A 14,296-nucleotide genomic window follows, 5' to 3' on the forward strand; every position below is an offset into this window, starting at 1 on the left:
AAGTAGTATATTAGCCCTAATGGAGTTATCAACCGATAAGAAACAGCGGACCATAGAACCGGGGCATCCCCTGCCCCTCGGGGCCTACATTACGGGGCGGGGAGCACAGTTCAGCATTTTCTCACGTAATGCCACGGCGGTCTGCCTTTTGCTCTTCGACAAGGCTAATGACACAAACCCTTCGGAAACATATCAGCTTGATCCGAAACAAAACAAGACCGGGGACATCTGGCATATCCATATACATGGGCTAAAAACAGGTCAATTCTACCTTTTTCAGATCGACGGCCCTTTTGAGCCTGCAGCGGGCCATCGCTTTGATCCGGCGGCCCTGATCATAGATCCGTATGCAAAGGCAATTGCACAAGAAAGGCCGTGGGTCGAGTGGCGGCGGGAGTTGACGCCCAAATGCGTGGTGGTGAACGACTATTTTGATTGGCAGGGAGATAAACCTCTCAACTATCCATTGCGTGACTGCATCATCTATGAGGCACATGTTGGAGGATTGACCCGTCATCGTTCTGCATCATCCGCCGCTCCCGGCAGCTACAAGGCTGTTATCGAAAAGATTCCCTATTTCAAAGAACTGGGAATCACCAGCATAGAATTCCTTCCGGTCCATGAGTTCAACCCGCGGGAGTTTTCCCGGTACAATCCCGTCAACGGAGCTTTGCTGACAAACTACTGGGGCTACAGCACCGTAGGTTTCTTCGCCCCGGCCTGCGGTTACTCATCTTCCGGCTGCGAGGGGGATCAGGTTCATGAGTTCAAGGAGATGGTGCGGGAGCTGCACAAGGCGGGGATAGAAGTGGTCCTCGACATTGTTTTCAATCATACAGCCGAAGGCAATAACGAGGGACCAACCTTCTCCTTTCGGGGACTGGACAATAGTATCTACTACATCCTCACCCCGGACCGCAAGGGCTATATGAACTACTCGGGCTGTGGAAATACCATGAATTGCAACCACCCTATTGTCCGATCGTTGATTCTCGACTGCCTCCACTACTGGGTCATGGAGATGCATGTGGACGGTTTCCGTTTCGATCTGGGGTCGATCCTCGGCAGGGACGGTAGCGGAAAACTCCTCGAAAACCCTCCCATCATAGAACGGATAGCAGAGGACCCGGTGCTTAGAGACACCAAGATCATTGCAGAGGCATGGGATGCCGCAGGGACCTACCAGGTCGGAAGTTTTCCCGGCGGACGGTGGGCGGAGTGGAACGATCGTTTTCGGGACGATGTCCGCCGCTTCTGGCTCGACGAGCCCGGCATGATCGCCGCCCTGGCCATGCGCTTCTCAGGGAGTTCGGATCTGTACAGGAAAACAGGGAGAAAACCCTTCCACAGCATCAACTTCATCACTTCCCACGACGGTTTTACCCTGAATGATCTGGTCAGCTACAATACAAAACATAATGAGATGAACGGAGAAGAAAATCGGGACGGTAACAATGCAAACCTCTCCTTTAATCACGGCATAGAGGGACCGAGCGACGACCCGAAGATCGAATCGGATCGAAATCGCACGGCAAAGAACTTCCTTGCAACCCTTCTCCTTGCAACGGGAACACCAATGCTGCTGGGGGGAGATGAGTTTCGACGAACGCAACAGGGCAACAACAATGCCTACTGCCAGGATAATGAAATTTCCTGGTTCGACTGGGAACTTCTGCAACGCCATGGGGATGTATTCAGATTTTGTAAGGAGCTGATCAAATTCCGTCGACGACACCCCGCATTTAAACGCTTCGACTTTTTCTCGGGCAAGGATATCAGCAGCAATGGACTCATGGATATTTCCTGGTATAACGAAAGGTGCAAGGCGGTAAACTGGAATAGAAAAGAAAACCGTCTGGCTATCCTTATCGACGGGAGCAAGGCCGAAACCCAGGCAGACAAGGACGACAACGATTTTTACCTCATGTTCAACGCAACAGGTGAGGACACCCATTTTACCCTGGCCCCACCCCCATCGTGCAAGATATGGCGCCGAAAAATCGACACCGCCGAGGACGTCGACATCCTCGAAATGGGAACAAGTCTACTTCTCAGCGACCAAGGCAGCTATATGGTAAAGGCACGCTCCGTCGTGGTCCTTGTATCCGATCCAACAGAGTGACGGCTACGACTCCCGTCTGGCTGCATCAAGATCGTCATAGAGCTCAAAAACCCGATAACCATCAGTATCGGTGTTAAATTGCACATTCCGTCCTGAAAAAGGGCGATGGCGATTTATAATAGTAGTTACGCTTCCTTATCGCAAATTTCTCTTTATCAATATATCTTCGATATTCCTTCTTCCATCTATTAAAGCCAATATCAGCACTTTCTTCCCTTCCATCCTGTACATCAATCGCCAGGGACGTATTATCATCTCACGATATTTTACTATATTTTCATTTTGTAATTCAGGGATTATTCTTCCCTGTTCGGAACATAATTCCAATTTTCCTGCTGTTTCCTTGATTCTTTCATATTGCTTTATTGCTGTAGGTACAGAATCAAAAGAAATATACTCGATTATCTCATTCAAATCCTTTAAAACTGGTTCTGTCCAAATCACTTCTTGCTTATTCATTTCTATTCTTTTTCTTTCATTTTATTCAGCTTATTCTCCATCATGTCGAAAACGTCCTTTTGACTATAAACTTTTCCATCTTCAGCAGCTTTTTCCCCATCAGCAAGGATTTTCAATATTCCAAGGCTATTCCGCATATCCTGGTATGATTCGGTATCTAAAAGAACGGCTTTTGCTTCTCCGTTTTGAGTTATCACAATCGGATTGTGAGTATCATTAACTCGTTTCAGCATATCAGCAGCATTTGTCTTTATATACGATATTGGTTTGATATCTTCTTTCAAATTCATAACACACTCCTAAGTGCATATATTGCACCATATTTAGACTATCTGTCAACCTTGAATTAATTCATACTATTCCTCCGGCGCTTTATATACGGCGGCATGGTCACTGGCAGAACGCATATAGACGTTGTACACTCCCCGCGCCCGATATGACGCTTTGACCCTCCCCCCTTTCTTTTATATACTTTTTTACCAAGGCAATGGAGTTTGCTGGGTTATACGAATCCCGAATTGCCCCGGTTGTTGACTCCCTAGGTTTTGCCGAGGAGGGGCTGTTACGAGTGATGTAATGTGGGTACTGGTGGGAGGAGGCCTTGGTGCCGCCAGCCGATATCTCATCTCCCTGACCGCCGGTCGGCTGTTTGGAGACACCTTTGCATGGGGTACCATGACGGTAAACCTGGTCGGCTGCTTTTTTATCGGTTTTATCGTGGGACTGGCCGACCGTACGATGCTTCCCAGAGTGTTGAAGGTCGTTCTTGTAACCGGCTTTCTCGGAGGCTTCACAACCTTCTCCTCTTTCTCTCTCGAATCCGTACGTATGTTTCTTGCCGGATCTTTCGGACGAGGAATGGCGAATCTTGCTGTAAATGTGGTGGTAGGTCTGGTGCTTACCTTGGCAGGTCTTGTTACGGCAAGCCGCATATAGGGGGGAGAAGATGATCCAGTATCGGTCGATCAAAGTCTACACAAGAGAGAGGGCCCGCTATAAAGGAAAGGAACTTTCCTCCGCAATTGTTTCGTATATCCGCTCACTGAAAATATCGGCACGCTGCATGGTGTTCCGGGGTAGCGAAGGATGCTATGAAAACGGTGAGATTGTAACCAACAAGCTGGTGGCGCTCTCAAACGATATGCCCATCATGGTTGAGATTCTTCTGCCGATAGCTGAATCTCAGCCGGTTATTGAAAAGCTCACCTCGATGGTGGATGACGGCATCATCAGCACATCCCCCGCCGAGATAGCCTTGTTCAGGACCCCTTCGAGCCTCATTCCTCCTCATCTCCTTGTCCGGGATGTCATGACCGAACAGCCGGTCACCGCACATCCCGATTGGTCGGTTCGGGAGACAATCCAGCGCCTCGTTGATGAGCATCTGAAAGCACTCCCGGTTACCGACAAACAGGGTAACGTGGTGGGCATGGTGACCCAGGGGGATCTTATGAAGCACGGAGGAATGCCGATCCGCCTTGGTCTGCTTTCCACCCTGCCGAAAGAGGAGCGCAGTACGTGGATGGAAAAAAGCAACAATCGAAATCTATCCGAGATCATGACACCGCATCCGCAAACCATCAATGCAGATCAAAAGGTTTCCGAAGCCCTGCATCTTATGGTCCGCAAAGCCCTGAAGCGTTTGCCGGTCGTCGACGGGAATGGAAAACTCTGCGGGATTCTGGCAAGAATCGATCTGCTGCGCCTTCTCTCATCCAAGGTACAAACCGCCCACGAGACCTCAGGTCCATCGACCGGCGGCAATCAGCTTCAACTGGTACGTGATGTCGTCCTACGCGACAGACTTGCCCTTCCGTCCCATATGCCGCTAAGAGAAGCCATAGACATATTGGCGCAAAAGGCGGCACAGCGCGCCGCCGTAATCGATACCGACAAGCATCTTGTCGGCCTTGTCACCGATTCGATCCTCATGAGGGTCATCGACAAAAAGACATCGACCATCCTTCCGCTTCGGCGCTTTGCCGCACGCCGTGCCGAATCGTTACAGCTCTCTCAAGTAATGAAACGAGAGGTCGTACGGGTGACCGAGGAGACTTCCGTCGACGAAGCAATCAGGCTCATGACGGAGCAGGGCCTCAAGAGGATTCCGGTGGTCGATGCAGAGGGGAAATTCTGCGGAATGATTCGCCGCGATTCCATTTTGATCGCCCTTTCCCGGTCGATATAGGGATTTTGTTTGATTTCCCCCCCGATTCATTTTGACTGCAGAACTCAATACCGCACCTCTATCCCCATTTCCTTTAGAAATCGTGTAGCGGTGGAAACCGTATTACGATATTCCAGGTGGTCTCGGTAATCCAAGGCTTGATGCATGTACCAGCTTCCCTTATATGGGGGCTCTCTTGTGATATGGATGCCTCCGATCTCATTGCCTCCCCCTGCCGCAACCCAAAGGGGGATATCGTCATAACTCCATCCGGCAGCAGGGCCGATACGGATATCCCGCAAGACCAGACGCATCACGGCTATGATTCGCGCACCTTCCATAGCCGAGCAGCGTGGATGCTCCGTCATGGGGATACCAGTAAAGGGGAAAAACCGACTAACATAGACACTCTTCAGGTTCGGGTACTGTCGAATAAAGAACATAAAATCAACATAATCTTCATAGCGACTTTTCGTCACCTTTCCCCCGTTGACAATGGCACAATCGTCTTTGCAATCCGTACATCCGACTCCGGCCAACAATCCGCTTCCCAGTTCGAGACCTGCTTCACAGACCATCCGGCAAAGCTTTTCCTTTTCCTCGAAGCTGTCTCCCGGTTTCACCTCGTCAAAAAGCTTTCGGTTGATCGTTTCGAAGGAAGCACCGATGCGTGTCACCCCCAGGTTTTTCAGCTCAATAATAGACTCCATGGACAATGCGGCCCCGCAATTGACGGTAATGGTGGAATCCGCATCTGCCTCGCGGCGGATTGTCTCTACGATTTCAACCATCTCTCTTCCGTCGCTGCCTAAAGTGGTTCCTGCACTCAGATGATAGTCACGAACGCCATGTTCCTTGAGATAGCGGGCAGCCCGCAAGATCTCTTCCATCGATAGAGGCTCTTTCGGTTGCGTCCAGTAAGGACAGTACAGGCACAGCGGCTGAAGATTACAGGTAAGCACACTGGCAATACCTCCCGTCCACCGAAAGGTTGTACCAAGGAGCTTATTTCGTACCAGGCTGGCTGTCTTAAAGAGTTCCTGGGCGGCAGAAAATTCTTCGCTTTCGCGGAACAAAAGAAGAGCTTCGTCTCTATCGATAGCCTGTTCCGCGGCCTTTTCCAACACATCGGAAAAACGTCTATCTTCCATAATCTACTGCTCCTGAAGGATTTCCTCGCTGGTCAGCGAGTCGTTTCGATAGAAGAGGGAATAAAAGCTTTTACACTCGTTCACCACATCAAAACCAACGGTATCCGGATAGAGGGTCTCGGCCACCCATCCCAGGCTCATTAAGGACATGATCCCGTCAAGTGCCGCATATGCAGGAGAGGCATAGACCCGTTGGCTTTTTACCGCGGAGACCTGGGCCCATTGCGGATTGGAAAGAATAGCCTCACGTGTATCCGCTGTCTTGGTAATAATTACCTGCGGGTCCCAAAGCAGTACCTGTTCGAGGGAAATGGCAACGTGCTCATCGGTTGCTTTCATGCTGCTGCCATCATCCGTCGTTGCATAGTCGATGCCACCGGCAAGGGTGATAATGGAGGACATGACCGTTGCCCTGCCTACTGTCGAAAGAGGCCCGTCGTGGCTGGCATAGTAGACCCTCAAACGTTGTTCATTCGGAACAAGGGCTACCTCTTCGGTAATCTTTGCAATGATGTTGTGCCAGTAATCCGCAAGCGTATTTCCGCGCTCTGTATTTCCCAAAAGATCACCCATGAACCTGAAAGAAGCCTCGTAATCCTGTAGCGTATCCTTCGATATGGCGACGACGGGAATATTCACCTGTTTCTGGAGATCCTCCAACTTGGGATCCTTGGTCATGGAAACGATAACATCGGGCCGGAGAGACAATAATTGCTCGGGATCAACGGCATCAAAAAAGACCGGCACCTCCGGTTTCTCCATCAGCCTTTTGATTTCAGCATCGGGGAACGGCATTCTTCCTCCCTTAAGGTTCATGGTAAAAACCCGAGAGCGGGAAGCCATTTTGTCGGGATCGAGCGCCCACACCATATAGTCGGGAATGGGATGTAAACAGACAACCGTGTTGATTTCCGTTGGGAGGGAAACCGTACGATCAGCAAGGTCGCTTATCGTCCGACGTTCCATTTGCACAGCCGTAGATGCATCGTCTGTTTTTCCGGAACAAGCGAAACACAACAGCATCACAAGAGATGCTGCCGACAGAACAAGAGCGCATGAAAATCTTTTTCCAGTCACTGAGAGTTCTCCTTTTAGCCATTATATATATGTATATATAATGGCTAAAAGTCGGAATCTGTCAATATGACTACCAAAACAGATGAGAAACGTGTCTACATGGAGCAGAAACACCAGCGTTTCAGGCCGAAAAGTTCGGCGGTCCCTGCTATAGTGGTACCAAAGAAGACGACAGGTCTCGCAAGATCCAAAAATCGTACGATCGAACCGTTTGCAAGGGTACTTCCGGTGCACAGGATGAAATCAGCCCATTCAATCACCCTTTCAAAGTCGTCGCTACCATCTTCGATCGTTACCCCGTGACGGACGCTTCCGATATTGGCGGGATTAAGATCAAGGACCCGCAGTCGGCATACGGGTGAGAGGTGTTCAAGAAGAGCAGGCTGGAAGCCTATAAGGGCCACCCGATCATCGGCGTGAAAGGCTTTGATCCGCTGAGCAAATTCATCACCACAGCGCTCGGGGCCGTCGTCTTTGCAGTGGACCGTCCCCTCTGTCCGACCAAGGCTGCGCATCACCGCATTGAGAGAGGCGATAAAAAGCCCCCGGGCATGAGAATCCCCGGTAAGATCGAGATCCAGAACATCCTCAAGGGTTCCTTCAAAGCTCGAAGGGGAATCGGTAAATGCCTGCCCGTATGCGTTACGGTACTGGGCCTGGAGAAGGATCTCTTTTCCCGTAAGAATCGGGAAATCCTTCCTGCGGGTTCTGCCGATCGCTTCATCCGGACTCAAGCCCCGGGCCGTGATCCGTACAGGATCCCTGGCGATCCCCTCGGATTCAACCAGAGAGCTGAAACGTTCCTGCAATTTGTGATAAAAGGTTTCAATATCCCTATCTGTTATTGTTCCCACTGTCGGCCTCCTCCAGGGCTACTCCCACGAGCGCATCCTGGTTATTTTTGTAACGATCAATGAAATAATACCAAGCATTCCCGCAAGAACAAAGGCCCGGTTAAAATCCCCAACAAAAACCGAATTATACACCTCGAGGGCGATGGTATTTGTGCGCCCGATGATATTCCCCCCAAGCATCAGGGTGATGCCGACATCCCCGAGGCTCCGGGCAATACCGAGGAAGAGCCCCGTTACGATTCCGCGGCGAAGGAGGGGAAGCACAACACGAAAAAAGGTGGTGCGTTTTGACTTTCCAAGCATATAGGCGGCTTCAATGTATCCTTCGATCTCATTCCGAACCGCAGCCTGGACCGTCTTGACCATAAGAGGGAGCCCGGAAATAAATCCGGCGAAGGCAACGCCCCAAAAACTGAAGACAAGGCTGATTCCGGAAACACTCTTTAGAAGAGCGCCAAAAGGACCATTTCTACCGAAGATCACCAGCAGGATAAAGCCGGTTGCTATGGGAGGAAATACAAGGGGAAGGGAAACCAAAAAATCGAGGATGGCGGCCCCTCCGCCCTTTTTTCGCCCGAGATAATAGCCGAGGGGGATGCCGATAACCGCCAAAGCGGGAACAATGCAAAGCAGAACCCGAAGGCTTAAGGAGACAGGCAACATCACCCCCGGGACCATAACCGCGTCTAAAAAGGAACGAAGGGTATACATGCTACAGTCCGTGTCGTTTTACGATCTCCCGGGCCTGCGGCGAATCGAGGAATTCGCCGAAACGAACCGTTGCATCACCGGCAGGGGCGTCCGGCATACTTCTGGCAACGATGTAGATGGGGCTGTAATAGCTCTCGGGAACATCAACGTAACCGGCGATCTTCTCTTTAATCGCAAGCACATCGGTCAGATTTATAAAACCGAAGTCGACCTCCCCACTGATCAGATAGGCGGAAACCTGGGGTACGGTACCAACCTGTATCAGCTTGTCCGCCACCTTATCCGCAAGGCCGCTATGTTCCAGGTATTCGGTTGCGGCAATGCCGTAGATAGCCATTTTGGGGTCCGGCAAGGCAATGCGATCGACGTCCGCGGCCGTCAGCCTGCCAAGATCCGCAGGCCCGGCATCCTTTGCGGCCGCAAGCACCAATCGTCCGTTGCCGACAATGTACTCCTGATCGAAGGGAAGCTTTACCTTATCGAAGAAGCTTTTATCTCCCACCACAAGATCGACCACGCCGCTTCTCTTCGCCTGGGTGGTGACCTGCCCCATGTTGCCGTAGATGTGTTCGACGGTGATGCCGGTCTTGCTGGTGAACAGCTGGCTCAGATCATCGACAAGGGCCCGGTAGCCGGCACCTGCGGCAATCGTCATGCTTTCGGCGCTCACCGAGCCAATCACCGTCACAATCGCCAAGACGATCAGCACAATAGTTTTTCCACGCTTCATTTCTTTCTCCTTATTATCGCCGTGCAAAAACGGCGTTGCGTTCCAGGTACTCAAGCTGGCGATCGAGCCAGGCCCTATCCTCCCTCCCCTCGTTGATGGCAAGGATCCTGTCGGCATAGCGGAGGGCGTTCGAAAGGTCGTGGGTGACATGAATAATCGGTATCTTTCGTTCTCTGCCGACCTTGATAATCATCTCCTGAAGGATGATGCGGTTTTCAATATCGAGAGCGGAAAATGGTTCGTCCAAAAGCAGCATATTGGGGGACATGGCAAGGATACGGCAGAGGGCCGCACGCTGTCGCTCTCCCCCCGAGATCTTATCGGGGCGACGATCGGCAAGATGAGCGATTCCGCTCGCCTCAAGGAGCTCCATGGGATCGGGACCGCCGTTATGGGCAAAGGCAAGGTTCTCCCGGATCGTCATATGAGGAAAGAGGGTATACTCTTGGGTGACAAGTCCGACCCGACGCCCCTGCGGAGGAAGGTGTATGTGCGCCTGCTTATCGAAAAAAACGGTATCGCCAAGTCGAATAAAGCCTTCGCCTGGGCGCATGAAACCGGCAATTATCCGTAACAGTGTTGTTTTACCGGCTCCTGATGGTCCGACAACCGCAAGGACCTCGCCCGGTCGACACGAAAAGGATAGTTCCACGGTAAAGCGATCGAGCTTCGTACCGATTTCCATCTCGAATTCAGGGAACGCTGCTTGTGCTGTCAATATAGAGAAGCTCCTTCACGCTTAGATGATCACTCTATACTACCATTATCCTTCACAACACACAATGGCAATGCGACATTGACAAAAAAGTCGGCATACAGTATTTTATTAGCCGGCTAAGTATTCATAAGGATGCGATCGATATGAACAAGGAACTATTACTTTTCACCTTCCTCTCCGTAGCAAAAGAGCTACATAAGCAAGCCTTCGGCCTTGTGGAGGAGATCGGTGTGCATCACGGTCAGCCGCGTTTGGTTAATCTCTTGAGAGAAAAGGACGGACGGTCCCTTAGTGAAATAGCAGGCCTCCTCCATTCAGAAACGGCGACCATATCCAAGATGGTCAAACGGATGGAACATGCAGGCTATCTTGTTCGGCGCAGCGATCCGAACGATAACCGGGTGACCAGAATTTTTCTCTCGGCTTCGGGGCGTGCTTTGGGAGATAAGATCGACGAGCTGCATCAGAAGATGAATGATCTGCTCTGCGCCCCCCTTAGCAATGAGGAAGAGAGAACCTTGCACACTATCCTGAAAAAAATTCAGGCTGCAATCCAAGAAAACGAGAAACAATCATGAATTCATTCAAGCGTATTCTGAAATTCATGCGGCCCTACCTCCCCTTTGCCATTCTCGGGCCGCTTTTAATGCTCCTGGAGGTGGCCATGGACCTCATCCAGCCCAGGTTGATGGAGAAAATCGTCGATATCGGTCTTGCCAATTTCGACTACCACTACATCCTGAAGACGGGTTTGATGATGGCGGCTGCGGCCGTGGTAGGGGTCCTGGGAGGGGCAGGATGCTCCTTTTTTTCCACGCTTGCAGGAGTGGGCATGGGTACCGATCTGAGAAGCAGGCTCTATAGTCATATTCAGAGGCTTTCCACCTCCGATATCGATCGGCTGAGTACCGGCAGTCTGGTAACCCGCCTGACAAACGATATCATCCAGATTCAGGAAATCTCGATTATGATGCTTAGGATTCTTGTCAGGGCGCCGCTTCAGATCATCGGAAGCCTCATCATGGCAATACTCATCAGCCCGCGCCTTTCGCTCATCCTCGTACTCCTCATTCCCCTGTTGTTGCTGTCGATCACGATAATCATGCGTCGATCCTTTCCCCTTTTTACCCAGGTACAAGAACGGATAGACGGAATCAACACGGTCACCCAGGAGGCGCTCAGCGGCGTTCGGGTCATAAAGGCCTTTGCCAGGGAAGAGTTTGAGACGGAGCGCTTCGCCAAGGCAAACGGCACATTGGTAAAGACGATGGAAAAAGCGGCTACCATGATCGCCTGGATACATCCCGTCATGATCCTTTTGCTCAACGGAGGCATTGCACTGGCTCTCTACTTCGGCGGGACCCTCAATACCCAGGGGCCCCTCACCACGGGAGAGCTTATGGCCTTCCTTAATTATCTTATGCAGCTTTTGATGTCTCTCATGATGGTCAGTATGGTCCTTATTCGTTTTTCCCGAGGAGAGGCTTCGGCAAAGAGAATCATGGAAGTCTTCGACACACATCCCAATCTTCGAAACCCGGCAGAGCCGAAACACCTTTCTGATCCACAGGGAGAAATCCTCTTCGACAAGGTCTCCTTCAATTACGGAAAGAACGAAGAGGAACGAGATATCCTCGATAGCATCAGCTTCACCCTACAGGCCGGACGTACCACCGGTATCATCGGGACTACCGGCTCGGGGAAGTCGACCTTGGTCCATCTGCTGACGAGACTCTACGATGTTGCTTCGGGAAGGATACTCCTGGACGGGGTCGATATCCGGGAGCTCAACCAGGAGGATCTCCGCACTCTCATCACCGTGGTACCCCAGCAGGCAATGCTTTTTTCCGGTACGATCCGTGAAAACATCACCTTCGGAAAGCCGGAGGCCACCGACAGTCAAATCCTCGAAGCGGCAGAGGTTGCACAGATACGAGACTTTATCGATAAAAATGCAGAGGGACTGGACACCGTGCTGCAGCAGCGGGGAGTCAATCTTTCAGGGGGACAGAAACAGCGCCTTTGCATCGCACGGGCCCTGCTCCCCTCCCCTCCTGTTCTGATTCTCGACGATAGTACCAGTGCCCTTGATGCAAAAACCGCATACCGTCTGCAGCAGGCCCTTTGCGAAAAGCGGAGCAGAATGACCACCATTATCATTGCCCAGCGTATCGCGTCGATCAGGGAAGCGGACTCGATCATCGTCCTTGACGACGGTGCAGTCGTCGATATGGCGCCTCACGAGGTGTTGCTGCAACGCTGCGGGCTTTACCGCGATATTGTACGGTCCCAGGAAGGAGAGGGGGTGCTCCATGTCTAAGCCCAAAACCACGGCACCAGGGGTTACCGCCCTACCCGGCCGGGGAGTCGGTCATGGTTCCGCAGGTATGTTCAAAACAGAGAAAGCAGAGGTGAAAAACAGTCGTAAAACCATCCGGCGCTTCTGGGACTATATGAAAGCGTACAAAATACGGCTGCTCTTTGTCGTTTTCCTGGTCCTCGTTGCTTCCCTCCAGCAAATGCTGACACCATGGCTGATCAGCATTGCCATCGATCGTTACATCCTTCCCGGTGACCTTTCAGGGCTGTTGCGAATCGTCCTTATCATGGGAGGCCTAATCGCCATCGTTGCCGCAGCGGGCTGGCTTCAACAATATATGATGATCAGAATCAGCCAGGATACCTTGGGAACGCTTCGCCGGCAGCTCTTTTCTCACCTCCAGCGTCTCGATTTGAAATATTACGACAGCCACACCCACGGCGAACTCATGAGCCGATTTACCAATGATATCGAGAATATCAGCAACGCCATGTCACAGGTGGTTACGCAGTTTCTTTCCAGTGTTATCGCCATTCTCGGCGTGCTTGTGATGATGTTCATCCTCAATCCCCCCCTTGCCTTCGTCACCCTTGCGACCGTTCCTTTGATCTTTGTGGTGACGAAAGTAATTGGAAAAAGGACAAGGGAAAGCTTCAAACAGCAGCAACGCCTTTTGGGTACTATCAACGGACATATAGAAGAAAGCATCACAGGAACGACGATCATACGCCTCTTCAGGAGGGAGGCTGCGGAAGAGAAGACCCTTGATTCGATGAACCGTGAGCTGAAACACGCAAGTACCAAGGCCCAGGTCCTGGCGGGACTCATGGGGCCGCTGATGAACCTTACCAATAATATCCGATACGCCGTCGTTGCCGCGGCAGGGGGTGTCTTCGGTATCATGGGGATTGCGAGCGTCGGAACCATAGCAGCATTTCTCAATTATACACGGCAATTCGGTCGCCCCATAAGCCAGATCGCCCAGCTCTACAACTCGATTCTCTCGGCCCTCGCCGGAGCCGAAAGGGTATTCGAGGTTCTTGATCAGCGCCCGGAAATCTTCTCCCCCGACAATGGAGCGGCGCCGTCCGCCTTACGTGGTGAGGTCACATTCCGGCATGTAAACTTTTGCTACGTGCAAGGAAAGCCTATACTAAAGGATATCAACCTGCACGCTGCACCGGGTAGTAATATAGCACTGGTGGGACCCACGGGAGCGGGAAAGACAACGATTATCAACCTCCTCACCCGGTTTTACGACATAGGCAGCGGAGAAATTCTCATCGATGGAAAAGCTATTGGAGAATATGATCTTACCGCTCTGCGCAGAAATCTCGGCCTTGTTCTTCAGGACACATTTCTCTTCAGGGGAACGGTGATGGATAATATCCGCTACGGTAATATGGAGGCCGACGATGATGCGGTATATGCAGCAGCCCGCTCCTCCAGGGCCCATCATTTCATTCGCCATCTGCCGGAAGCCTACCAAACCATGCTTTCCGAAGAGGGAGGAAACCTCAGCCAGGGGCAGCGGCAGCTGATATCCATCGCCCGGGCCCTCCTTGCAAACCCTTCGATCCTTATCCTTGACGAAGCAACCAGCAGTGTCGATTCCCGCACCGAATTCCTTATACAGGAAGGTATGTCGGAACTCATGAAGGGGCGGACCTCGTTTGTCATTGCCCACCGACTTTCCACCATTCGCGGGGCCGATATGATCCTGGTGCTGAAGGAAGGAACCATTGTCGAACGGGGAAATCATCAAGAGCTGCTAAAGCAAAACGGCTTTTATGCCGGTCTCCATGCTACTCATTTTGAAACGGAACTGCGATAAAACAACAAAAATGCATTATGTTTTTATTATATGCTCATAAACCGTGTCGGGAAGGAGCCCTTTACAGAAAGAGGTAAACACGATAAGCACAAAAGGAGAAAACTGGGAAAAGAGATCATTTAGTAGCCAATGATAACTGAAAGTAGTATCATA

General features: G+C 51.3%; 14 protein-coding genes. 6 read left to right on the plus strand and 8 right to left on the minus strand.

The window, feature by feature from the left end:
• Positions 1-19: 19 nt before the first annotated feature.
• On the plus strand, positions 20-2,122 hold the full coding sequence (gene glgX / locus SPIRS_RS17485) for a glycogen debranching protein GlgX (protein WP_013256012.1): 2,103 nt from the start codon (positions 20-22) through the stop codon (positions 2,120-2,122).
• A 135-nt stretch (positions 2,123-2,257) separates the two neighbouring features.
• Here the strand turns inward: glgX and SPIRS_RS17490 are convergent, their stop codons facing one another.
• Both SPIRS_RS17490 and SPIRS_RS17495 read right to left on the minus strand, forming a co-directional pair.
• The gene (locus SPIRS_RS17490; protein WP_013256013.1) at positions 2,258-2,581 is read right to left on the minus strand and encodes a type II toxin-antitoxin system RelE/ParE family toxin; all 324 of its coding nucleotides are present in this window, start codon (positions 2,579-2,581) and stop codon (positions 2,258-2,260) included.
• 2 nt (positions 2,582-2,583) lie between these two features.
• Entirely contained in the window at positions 2,584-2,871 is a 288-nt protein-coding gene (locus tag SPIRS_RS17495) for a type II toxin-antitoxin system Phd/YefM family antitoxin (protein WP_013256014.1), read from the minus strand.
• A 286-nt stretch (positions 2,872-3,157) separates the two neighbouring features.
• Here SPIRS_RS17495 and crcB point away from each other — a divergent pair, with 286 nt between their 5' ends.
• On the plus strand, positions 3,158-3,517 hold the full coding sequence (gene crcB / locus SPIRS_RS17500) for a fluoride efflux transporter CrcB (RefSeq protein ID WP_013256015.1): 360 nt from the start codon (positions 3,158-3,160) through the stop codon (positions 3,515-3,517).
• 10 nt (positions 3,518-3,527) lie between these two features.
• On the plus strand, positions 3,528-4,769 hold the full coding sequence (locus SPIRS_RS17505) for a DUF190 domain-containing protein (RefSeq protein ID WP_013256016.1): 1,242 nt from the start codon (positions 3,528-3,530) through the stop codon (positions 4,767-4,769).
• Between the two features lie 44 nt (positions 4,770-4,813).
• Here SPIRS_RS17505 and SPIRS_RS17510 read toward each other — a convergent pair whose 3' ends face one another.
• From SPIRS_RS17510 to SPIRS_RS17535, 6 genes are all read right to left on the minus strand, one after another.
• Positions 4,814-5,899, minus strand: a complete 1,086-nt coding sequence (locus SPIRS_RS17510) for a radical SAM protein (protein WP_013256017.1) — start codon at positions 5,897-5,899, stop codon at positions 4,814-4,816.
• A 3-nt stretch (positions 5,900-5,902) separates the two neighbouring features.
• Positions 5,903-6,976, minus strand: a complete 1,074-nt coding sequence (locus SPIRS_RS17515) for an ABC transporter substrate-binding protein (RefSeq protein ID WP_013256018.1) — start codon at positions 6,974-6,976, stop codon at positions 5,903-5,905.
• A 95-nt stretch (positions 6,977-7,071) separates the two neighbouring features.
• Positions 7,072-7,830: a Rossmann-like domain-containing protein gene (locus tag SPIRS_RS17520; protein ID WP_013256019.1), complete on the minus strand. Its 759-nt coding sequence runs from the start codon at positions 7,828-7,830 to the stop codon at positions 7,072-7,074.
• Between the two features lie 18 nt (positions 7,831-7,848).
• Positions 7,849-8,541 carry a molybdate ABC transporter permease subunit gene (locus SPIRS_RS17525; protein ID WP_013256020.1) on the minus strand — a complete coding sequence of 231 codons (693 nt, stop codon included), beginning with the start codon at positions 8,539-8,541 and terminating at the stop codon, positions 7,849-7,851.
• A gap of 1 nt (position 8,542) precedes the next feature.
• The gene (modA, locus tag SPIRS_RS17530) at positions 8,543-9,271 is read right to left on the minus strand and encodes a molybdate ABC transporter substrate-binding protein (RefSeq protein ID WP_013256021.1); all 729 of its coding nucleotides are present in this window, start codon (positions 9,269-9,271) and stop codon (positions 8,543-8,545) included.
• 13 nt (positions 9,272-9,284) lie between these two features.
• Positions 9,285-9,989 carry an ATP-binding cassette domain-containing protein gene (locus tag SPIRS_RS17535; protein ID WP_013256022.1) on the minus strand — a complete coding sequence of 235 codons (705 nt, stop codon included), beginning with the start codon at positions 9,987-9,989 and terminating at the stop codon, positions 9,285-9,287.
• A 143-nt stretch (positions 9,990-10,132) separates the two neighbouring features.
• On the opposite strand from SPIRS_RS17535, the gene SPIRS_RS17540 reads away from it, so the two are divergent.
• The 3 genes from SPIRS_RS17540 to SPIRS_RS17550 are packed head-to-tail and all read left to right on the plus strand — an operon-like array spanning position 10,133 to position 14,143.
• A complete protein-coding gene (locus tag SPIRS_RS17540) occupies positions 10,133-10,567 on the plus strand; it encodes a MarR family winged helix-turn-helix transcriptional regulator (RefSeq protein WP_013256023.1) in 435 nt (144 codons plus the stop codon).
• A complete protein-coding gene (locus SPIRS_RS17545) occupies positions 10,564-12,309 on the plus strand; it encodes an ABC transporter ATP-binding protein (protein ID WP_013256024.1) in 1,746 nt (581 codons plus the stop codon). The genes SPIRS_RS17540 and SPIRS_RS17545 overlap by 4 nt, the downstream gene beginning before the upstream one ends.
• A complete protein-coding gene (locus SPIRS_RS17550; protein WP_013256025.1) occupies positions 12,302-14,143 on the plus strand; it encodes an ABC transporter ATP-binding protein in 1,842 nt (613 codons plus the stop codon). Before SPIRS_RS17545 ends, SPIRS_RS17550 begins: the two co-directional genes overlap by 8 nt.
• Positions 14,144-14,296 lie beyond the last annotated feature (153 nt).

The organism is Sediminispirochaeta smaragdinae DSM 11293 (assembly GCF_000143985.1).
In the GTDB taxonomy this organism is placed as follows: Bacteria; Spirochaetota; Spirochaetia; order DSM-16054; family Sediminispirochaetaceae; genus Sediminispirochaeta; species Sediminispirochaeta smaragdinae.